At 72.3% G+C, this 8211-nt stretch carries 9 protein-coding genes and 1 pseudogene; 2 read left to right on the top strand and 8 right to left on the bottom strand.

The features are described 5' to 3' along the window. Positions 1 to 406: 406 nt before the first annotated feature. The 8 genes from BKE38_RS13940 to BKE38_RS13905 all read right to left on the bottom strand — a co-directional run bounded on the left by BKE38_RS13940 (position 407) and on the right by BKE38_RS13905 (position 6955). A complete protein-coding gene (locus BKE38_RS13940; RefSeq protein WP_076957911.1) occupies positions 407 to 781 on the bottom strand; it encodes a DsrE family protein in 375 nt (124 codons plus the stop codon). After that, complete coding sequence (locus BKE38_RS13935) at positions 778 to 1614, bottom strand: HesA/MoeB/ThiF family protein (protein WP_076957913.1); 837 nt, start codon at positions 1612 to 1614, stop codon at positions 778 to 780. The genes BKE38_RS13940 and BKE38_RS13935 overlap by 4 nt, the downstream gene beginning before the upstream one ends. A gap of 51 nt (positions 1615 to 1665) precedes the next feature. After that, positions 1666 to 2118 (bottom strand): dUTP diphosphatase, encoded by a 453-nt coding sequence (gene dut / locus BKE38_RS13930; protein WP_076957910.1) that lies wholly within the window; start codon positions 2116 to 2118, stop codon positions 1666 to 1668. Then, positions 2115 to 3329, bottom strand: coding sequence for a bifunctional phosphopantothenoylcysteine decarboxylase/phosphopantothenate--cysteine ligase CoaBC (coaBC, locus tag BKE38_RS13925; RefSeq protein WP_076957912.1), 1215 nt, complete (start codon positions 3327 to 3329; stop codon positions 2115 to 2117). The genes dut and coaBC overlap by 4 nt, the downstream gene beginning before the upstream one ends. 7 nt (positions 3330 to 3336) lie before the next feature. Further along, entirely contained in the window at positions 3337 to 4074 is a 738-nt protein-coding gene (locus BKE38_RS13920; protein ID WP_106409211.1) for a class I SAM-dependent methyltransferase, read from the bottom strand. Between the two features lie 97 nt (positions 4075 to 4171). Next, positions 4172 to 5704, bottom strand: coding sequence for a murein biosynthesis integral membrane protein MurJ (gene murJ, locus BKE38_RS13915; protein ID WP_076957908.1), 1533 nt, complete (start codon positions 5702 to 5704; stop codon positions 4172 to 4174). Between the two features lie 65 nt (positions 5705 to 5769). Then, a complete protein-coding gene (gene secB / locus BKE38_RS13910) occupies positions 5770 to 6294 on the bottom strand; it encodes a protein-export chaperone SecB (RefSeq protein WP_076957907.1) in 525 nt (174 codons plus the stop codon). Between the two features lie 91 nt (positions 6295 to 6385). After that, a complete protein-coding gene (locus tag BKE38_RS13905; RefSeq protein ID WP_076957906.1) occupies positions 6386 to 6955 on the bottom strand; it encodes a histidine phosphatase family protein in 570 nt (189 codons plus the stop codon). 157 nt (positions 6956 to 7112) lie between these two features. Between BKE38_RS13905 and BKE38_RS13900 the strand changes: the two genes are divergently transcribed. Both BKE38_RS13900 and BKE38_RS13895 read left to right on the top strand, forming a co-directional pair. Beyond that, positions 7113 to 7784: a Tim44/TimA family putative adaptor protein gene (locus BKE38_RS13900; RefSeq protein ID WP_076957905.1), complete on the top strand. Its 672-nt coding sequence runs from the start codon at positions 7113 to 7115 to the stop codon at positions 7782 to 7784. An 8-nt stretch (positions 7785 to 7792) separates the two neighbouring features. After that, a pseudogene (locus BKE38_RS13895) lies at positions 7793 to 8211 on the top strand (murein transglycosylase A); the annotation flags it as partial.

Below are 8211 nucleotides of genomic sequence, written 5' to 3'. Positions count from 1 at the left end.
CGTTTTGCTCGGTCTCTCTGCTTTTTTTTTTTTGGAACCTGCCGGCCCCCCCCGGGCTCGACCCGCGTAAGATCGTCGGCAGCGTCAGATGGGTATAAGAGCCAGGTCCCGCCCGGCGGCGCGCGCAGCACGTTGCCCTGCGGGGGGCTGGCGGCCGGGGGCGCGCCGCCGGGCGGGACCGGCGGCTGCAGCGTGCCGCCGGTCCCGCCCAGGCTCGACTGGGCGAAGGCCGGGCCCGCCGCCAGCAGCAGCGCCAGCAGCGAGGGCAGCAGGACCCGGCGGGAAGGGCGAGGCGGAACAGCGGGCAGGGCGGAAGTCAGCGCAGTCATCCGGGGATCACGACCGCAATGCGGCGCCCGGGTCAAGCCACGCCGCGCGGCCTGATGCCGCGCTGCGACAAAAAGCCTCACAGCGACAGCAATTGGCCGTGGCCGACCGCGGTCAGGAAGGTGACGACGCCGGCCACCTCCACCCCCTCGGCCAGCGGCGCTTCCTCCAGCGATTCGGCGCGCAGCCCGGCCTCGCAGACAATGCGGCGGACGCCGAGATCGACCGCCGCATCCAGCAGCGGCGCGATGCCGACCACGCCGCGCCGGGCCAGTAGCTCCTCGCGCGGGTCGGACAGCAGCGGCGTGCGCTTCAGCAGCAACCCGCAGCCGCCATTGGTGGCGAAGATCACCACGGGCCGGCCGGTGGCGGCGGCGCCGGTGGCCAGCATCAGCGCGTAATGCCCGGCCTCGTGCCCGGGCGAGCGCAGCAGGATCCCCAGTGGCAGGCTCATGCGGCGCCGCCGACCGCGCAGGCGGGGGCAGAGGGCACGCCGTGGCAGGACAGGTCGCGGATGGAGGGCCGATCGCCGCAGAGCGCGCATTCCGGGTCGCGCCGCAGCTTCACCGTGCGGAAGCGGGCATCGAGCGAATCCCAGAGCAGCAGGCGCCCGGCCATGCCCTCGCCGATGCCGAGGATTTCTTTCAGCACCTCGGTGGCCTGCAGCGTGCCCATGACGCCGGTGACGACGCCCAGCACGCCGGCCTCGGAGCAGCTCGGCACCAGGCCGGGCGGCGGCGGCTCCGGATGCAGGCAGCGCTGGCAGGGGAATTCATGGCCCCGGTGCGATTTGAAGGTGGCGAGCTGCCCCTCGAAGCGCAGCACCGCGGCCGAGACCAGGGTGCGCCCCAGCAGGTGGCAGGCATCGCCCAGCAGGAAGCGGGTCTCGAAATTGTCGGTGCCGTCGCAGACGATGTCGTAGTGCGGGATCAGCTCGGCGGCGGCGGCGGCGTCGAGGCGGCGCTCGTGCAGCTCCAGCCGGACCTCGGGGTTCAGCCCGCGCAGCGTCTCGGCGGCGCTGTCGACCTTGGCGCGGCCGATGCGGTCGGTCGCATGCACCACCTGGCGCTGCAGGTTGGACAGCTCCAGCCGGTCGTCATCGACCAGGCCGATGGTGCCGATGCCGGCGGCCGCCAGGTACAGCGCCAGCGGCGCGCCCAGGCCCCCGGCGCCGACCACCAGCACGCGGGCCGCGCGCAGCTTCGCCTGGCCCACCGCGCCCACTTCCTGCAGCAGGATGTGGCGGGAGTAGCGGTGCAGCTCCGAGTCGGTGAAGTCGAGGTCCATGGCCGTCATATGGGCGGGGCCGCCGCCGGCGCGCAATGCCGGCGGAGGGGGTTAGCCCTGCGTGCCCGTACTGCCGAAGCCGCCCGTGCCGCGAAGGGTTTCCGGCAGCGTCTCGACCTCGGCCCAGGCAGCGCGGAAGACCGGGGCCAGCACGCCCTGGGCGATGCGCATGCCGCGCTCGACCACGAAGGGCGCGTCGCCGCCGTTCAGCACGATCACCTGCAGCTCGCCGCGGTAATCCTCGTCGATGGTGCCGGGGCTGTTGGGCAGCATAATGCCGTGCTTCAGCGCGAGCCCCGAGCGCGGGCGGATCTGCAGCTCATGCCCCTCGGGCAGCGCGATCTGCAGCCCGGTCGGCACCAGCGCGCGGCCGCCGGCCGGGATGGTCAGCGGGTCGTGCACGGCGGCCAGCAGGTCGAAGCCCGCGGCGCCGGCAGTGGCATAGCTCGGCAGCGGCAGGCCCTCGGCATGGGCCAGGCGGCGGACGGCGATGGTCAGGGTCATGCAGGGTCCGTGGCGGTCTGGAATTCGTCGGCGATGCGGGCGGCCAGGCGGCGGCCGACCTCGGTCTTGGGCAGCTTCGGCCAGTCCTCGACGCCGTCGCGGCCGACGAGATGCACCGTGTTCTCGGCGGCGCCGAAGACATCGGCGGAGACGTCGTTGGCCAGGATCCAGTCGCAGCCCTTGCGCGCCAGCTTCTGCCGCGCGTGGTCGATGACGTGTTCCGTCTCGGCGGCGAAGCCCACCACCAGCCGCGGCCGGCGGGCATGGCGGGAGAGCGTCGCCAGGATGTCCGGGTTCAGCGCCAGCTCCAGCGGCGGCGGCGCCTCGCCCGGTTTCTTCTTCATTTTCTGGGTGGCCGCATGGGCGACGCGCCAGTCGGCCACCGCGGCGGCGCAGACCGCGATGTCGGCGGGCAGCGCGGCCTCGCAGGCAGCCAGCATCTGTTCCGCGGTTTCCACGCGAACCAGGTTCACGCCGGCCGGATCAGGCAAGGACACCGGACCCGAGACCAGCGTCACCCGCGCGCCCAGCCCGGCCAGCGCGAGCGCGATGGCATGGCCCTGCTGCCCGCTGGAGCGGTTGCTGATGTAGCGGACCGGATCGATCGGCTCCTGCGTCGGGCCGCTAGTGACCAGGGCGTGGCGGCCGGCAAGCGGCGTGTCGGCGGGCGCCGTCAGCATCGCGGCGATGGCGTCGAAGATTTCTGCGGGTTCGGCCAGGCGGCCGGGGCCGGATTCGGATTCGGCCATGGCACCGGTGCCGGGGCCGATGCGGCGCAGGCCGCGGGAGTCCAGCAGCGCCATGTTGGCTTGCGTCGCGGAATGGCCCCACATCGCCCAGTTCATGGCAGGGGCCACCAGGATCGGCTTGTCGGTCGCCAGCATCACCGTGCTGGCCAGGTCGTCGGCCAGGCCATGCGCCATCTTGGCCAGGAAATCGGCCGAGGCCGGGACCACCGCCACGAGCTCGGCCATGCGGGCCAGGCGGATATGGCCGATCTCGGCCTCGCCGGCGAGCGACCAGAGGTCCTGGTGCACCGGCTCGCCGGCGATGGCCTGCACGGCATGCGGCGTGACGAAGCGGGCGCCGCCGGCGGTCAGCACCGGGGTCACCCGGGCGCCGGCCTTGCGCAGCAGCCGCATCAGCTCCAGCGCCTTGAAGGCCGAGACGCTGCCGCTGATCACCAGCAGCACATGCCGGCCTTGCAGCATCATGGCGTCAGAGCTTCCAGCCGGTGTGGATGGCGACGATGCCGCCCGAGAGGTTGCGGTAGCTTACCCGCTCGAAGCCGGCCGCCTCGAACATGCCGGCCAGCGTCGGCTGGTCGGGGAACATGCGGATGCTCTCGGCCAGGTACTGGTAGCTGTCGCCGTCCTGGGCGATGCGCTGGCCGATCGCCGGCAGCGCCTTGAAGGACCAGGCGTCATAGAGCGGCCGCAGCGCCGCGACCTCGAGCTTGGAGAATTCCAGCACATGCATCCGGCCGCCCGGGCGCAGGACGCGGAAGCCTTCGCGCAGGACCGCATCCTTGTCGGTGCAGTTGCGCAGGCCGAAGGCCATCGAGACCTTCTCGACCGAGCGGCTGGGCAGCGGGATGTGCTCGGCGTCGCAGCAGACGAAGTCGAGGCCGGAGGCCAGCCCCTTCTCCAGCGCGCGGCCCTGGCCGACGCCCAGCATGGCGGCGTTGATATCGGCCAGGATGACCCGGCCGGCGCCGCGCTTCCTGGCCAGGAAGGCGACGTCGCCGGTGCCGGCGGCCAGGTCCAGCAGCGTGTCGCCGGGGCCGGCGCCGATGGCGGCGACGAAGGCCTGCTTCCAGGCGCGGTGCAGGCCCAGCGACATCAGGTCGTTCATCACGTCGTATTTGGGCGCGACGCTGTCGAACACCTCCCGCACCATGGACGCCTTGGCGTCGCGGGGGACTTCGCGGAAGCCGAAATCGGTGGTCTGGGTCATGGCGCGCAGCATAGCGCGGTGGCGCCGGGGGAAAAGGCGCCCCGAACCGACAGAAGAAAGATGGGGGTCCGGGGGAATTCCTTCCCCCGGCCTTTTCTCATGCCTTCCGCCGCCGCCGGAGCAGCTCCATCGGCTTCAGCGCCCCCAGCAGCCCGGTGGTCGCAAAATAGACGGCCAGCCCGACGGCGACGAAGCCGCCCAGCGCCAGGAGCCGCAGCAGCGAGCCTTCCGGATGGACGACCTGCTCCATCCCCAGGAGGGCCGCGGTCATCACCGCGCTGGCCAGCCCCAGCCGCCAGAGGTTCCGCCGCAGCCGGCGGTCGGCGAAGAACTGGCCGCGGCGCCAGAGGATGAAGGCCAGCAGCCCGGCATTGACCCAGGCGGCGAGCGAGGTGGCGAGCGCGATGCCGACATGGGCCAGGAATTGGATCAGGGTCAGGCTGAGCGAGAGGTTCACCAGCACCACCAGGATGCCGATCTTCACCGGCGTCGCGGTATCGGCGCGGGCGAAGAAGCCGGGAGCGAAGGCCTTGATCAGCACGAAGGCGGGCAGGCCGAGCGCATAGGCCTGCAGCGCCTCGGCGGTGGCGATGGCGGCCAGGGCGTCCATGGCGCCGCGCTGGAACAGCACCTGGACGATGGGGGTGGCCAGCACGACCAGGGCCGCCGCCGCCGGCAGGGTCAGGCCGAGCGAGAGCTCGACCGCGCGGTTCATGCTGCGATGGGCGGAGAGGCGGTGGCCGGCGCGCAGCTGGCGTGACAGCACCGGCAGCAGGGCGGTGCCGACGGCGGCGCCCACCACGCCGAGCGGCAGCTGGGCCACGCGGTCGGCGTAGTTCAGCATGCTGACCGCGCCGGCCGGCAGCAGCGAGGCGATGAAGATGTCGATGGCCAGCGACAGCTGCGTGATGCTGGCGCCGAGCAGGCCGGGCAGCATGGTGCGCACCACCTGGCGGGTCTCCGGCGTGACCCGCGGCCAGGAGATCAGGCGGAAGCCGAAGCCGACCTTGTGCGCCGAGATCACCACCAGCGCCAGCTGCGCCACGCCGGAGGCCATGGTGCCCCAGGCCAGCGCATGGGCGGGCGTCGCGACGAAGGGGGTCAGGGCGAAGAGGGAGGCGATGGCGAAGAGGTTGAACAGCAGCGGCGCGCCGGCGGCCATGGCGAAGCGGTCGACCGCGTTCAGCACGCCGCTGACCAGCGCGGTCAGGCAGATGAACAGCAGGTAGGGGAAGGTGATGCGCGACAGCTCCACCACCAGCTCGAAGCGGTAGGGGTCGTCGGCCAGGCCCGGGGTCAGGACGCTCATCACCTGGGGCATGAAGACCATGCCGAGCACCACCAGCAGGCTGAGCCAGAGCGACATCAGGGTCGACATGCGCTCGGCCAACTCGCGGGCACGCTTCGGGCCCTCGAGGGTCAGCATGCCGGTGAAGGCGGGGACGAAGGCTGCGTTGAAGGCGCCTTCGCCGAAGAGGCGGCGGAACAGGTTGGGCAGGCGCAGCGCGATGAAGAAGGCGTCGGCCACCGGCCCGGCGCCGAGCGTCGCCGCGATCGCCATGTCGCGCAGGAAGCCGAGGATGCGGCTGACGAAGGTCCAGCCGCCGATGGTCAGCACGTTGCGGAACATGGCCCTACCACAGACATGAAAAGGGCGGCGGGGCCATCAGGCCCGCGCCGCCCGTCAGGACGGAATTACGCGCTGGCGACCGGCGGCGGCATGGTGTCGGCGCTGGACTGGCCGCGGCGCGACTGCCACAGCGCCACGAAGTCGATCGGCGTCAGCAGCACGGGCGGGAAGCCGCCGTCGCGGGTGACATCGGCCAGGATGTTGCGGGCGAAGGGGAAGAGCAGGCGCGGGCACTCGACCAGCAGCAGCGGCTCGACCAGGTTCGGCTCGACGTTCAGGGTGAAGATGCCGCAATAGACCAGCTCGGCGATGAAGGCGGTCTGGCTGGCGCCGTTCTGGCCGGGAACCTGGGCGTCGGCGCGGATCTGCAGCGAGACCTCGAAGACATTGCCGCCCTGCTGCAGCGGACGGGCCTGGACGTCGAGGGCCAGGTCGATGCGCGGCTGCTCGCGCAGCGTCGCGAAGATCTCCGGCGCGCCCGGCACCTCGAAGGACAGGTCCTTCGTGTACTGCAGGTTCATCAGCAGCGGGCCGGGCGGCACCGCCCCGTTCGGAGCCTGGGCGTCGGGCGGCAGAGAGGTGTCGGACATGCGGGCCCCCAAAGGCGGTTCGATGGCGAAGTCGATGGCGCGGGCGGGGTAGCACGGCCCGTCCGGGAGTCACAGTGCCGATGGGCCGGGCTCAGCCGTGCTTCCAGTTGATCTGCTCGGGCGGCGCCACGGTGGGGTCGCAGGCCAGCCACTGGCCGTTGCCGATCGACTGGCCGGTCATCGCCAGGATGAAGCCCCAGTGGGAGACGACGACGGTGTGCTGCCAGTCGGCGAGGGCCGACATCTCGGCGCTGAACAGCCGGGCGCGGGCCTGGACCTGGTCGGCCGGCTCCTCGACCGCGGGCCACCAGACCTCCTCCAGATGCTGCAGGTCGAGGTCGGGCCAGTCCAGCCGCAGCTGGGTGCAGGGCGAGCCGACGTCGCAGACGAAGGCATAGCGCTCGCGCACCAGCGGCTGGATCAGCACTGGCAGGCCCAGCTTCTTCGCCAGCGGCGCCGCGGTCTGCAGCGCGCGGGTGTAGGGGCTGGCGATGATGCGGCGGATCTCGGGGCCGGCGCCGGGGGCGGTCAGGGCCTCGGCGGCCTGCTCGGCCTGGTCGTGGCCCAGGCCGGTCAGCTTCGGGTCCTTGATGCCGGGGTCGCGGCGGGTGGCGGTGAAGTGCAGGTTGAACTCGCTCTGGCCGTGACGCAGCAGGATCATCGCGAAACTCCGGTGGGGGCGGCGGCTTAGGCCGTGGCTGAACGTCCCATCGGCGGGCAAGCCGTGCAATAGAGGGGGTGCTGCGTCGCGTCGTCGTGCAATGGGCCGTTGCGGCGAGGCCCCCCGCCACCTAGATGTGACACATGAGGAGAATGCAATGTCCGGCGGCTTCCCGGTCGATCTGATCCTGTTCGCCATGGTGGCCGCCTTCCTGGTGCTGCGCCTGCGCAGCGTGCTGGGCCGCCGCCAGGGCTTCGAGCGCCCGCCGCAGGAGCGGCCGGCGCCCGGCCAGCCGGTGCCCGGGCCGCGCCAGGCCGATGCGATGCAGCCGCCGGTGCCGGTCGCCGGCGGGCCGCGCCTGTCGCTGCCCGACGCGCGCAGCCCGGTGGGCCAGGCGCTGGGCCGCATCCGCGGCGCCGATGCCGGCTTCGACCCGGCCGGCTTCCTGGGCGGGGCGGAGGGCGCCTTCCGCATGATCGTCACGGCCTTCGCCGCCGGCGACCGGGCGACGTTGCGCAACCTGCTGTCGGACGACACCTATGCCGGGTTCGAATCCGCCATCTCGGCCCGCGAATCGGCGGGCGAGAGCCAGCGGACCGAGATCCGCTCGGTGCATGAGATGGGGATCGAGGCGGCCGACCTGCGTGGCACCGTCGCCGACGTCACCGTGCGCATCGTCTCCGACCAGCTGAACCTGACGACCGCCTCCGATGGCAGCGTGGTGGCGGGCACCGAGGCGGTGACCGAGATCGTCGACCTCTGGACCTTCCAGCGCGACCTGCGCAGCACGGACCCGACCTGGAAGCTGGTCGCGACGCAGTCGGCCTGATCCCGCGCGTGGCTTTTCTGAAGGATGTCCGGGCCAGGGGCGGCAACGTCCCTGGCTTTCTTTTTGCCAGTGTCCTGGCCCTGCTGGCCGGCTGCGCCCAGGCGCCGCAGCGGGTGGCCGAGCTGCCCGGCTGGGGCGAGGACCGGCTGTCCGAGGCGCTGCCCGCCTTCCTGGCCGGCTGCCGCCCGCCGGCGATGCCCGAACCGCTCTGCGCCGAGGCGCGCGCCCTGCCGGCCGGCGACGACGCCGCGGCTCGGCGCTTCTTCGAGAGCCGCTTCACGCCGCGGGCCGCCGGCGAGGGGCTGATGACGGGCTATTACGAGCCGGAGCTGCGCGGCGCGCTGGCCCGTCCGGCGACGGCTGATCCGGCGCCGCTGCGCGGGCGACCGGCCGACCTGGTGGAGGTCGATCTCGGCAGCTTCTCCAC

This window comes from Teichococcus deserti, assembly GCF_001982615.1.
GTDB classification, from domain to species: Bacteria; Pseudomonadota; Alphaproteobacteria; order Acetobacterales; family Acetobacteraceae; genus Pseudoroseomonas; species Pseudoroseomonas deserti.
This window is presented reverse-complemented; position numbering and strand designations above follow the sequence as displayed.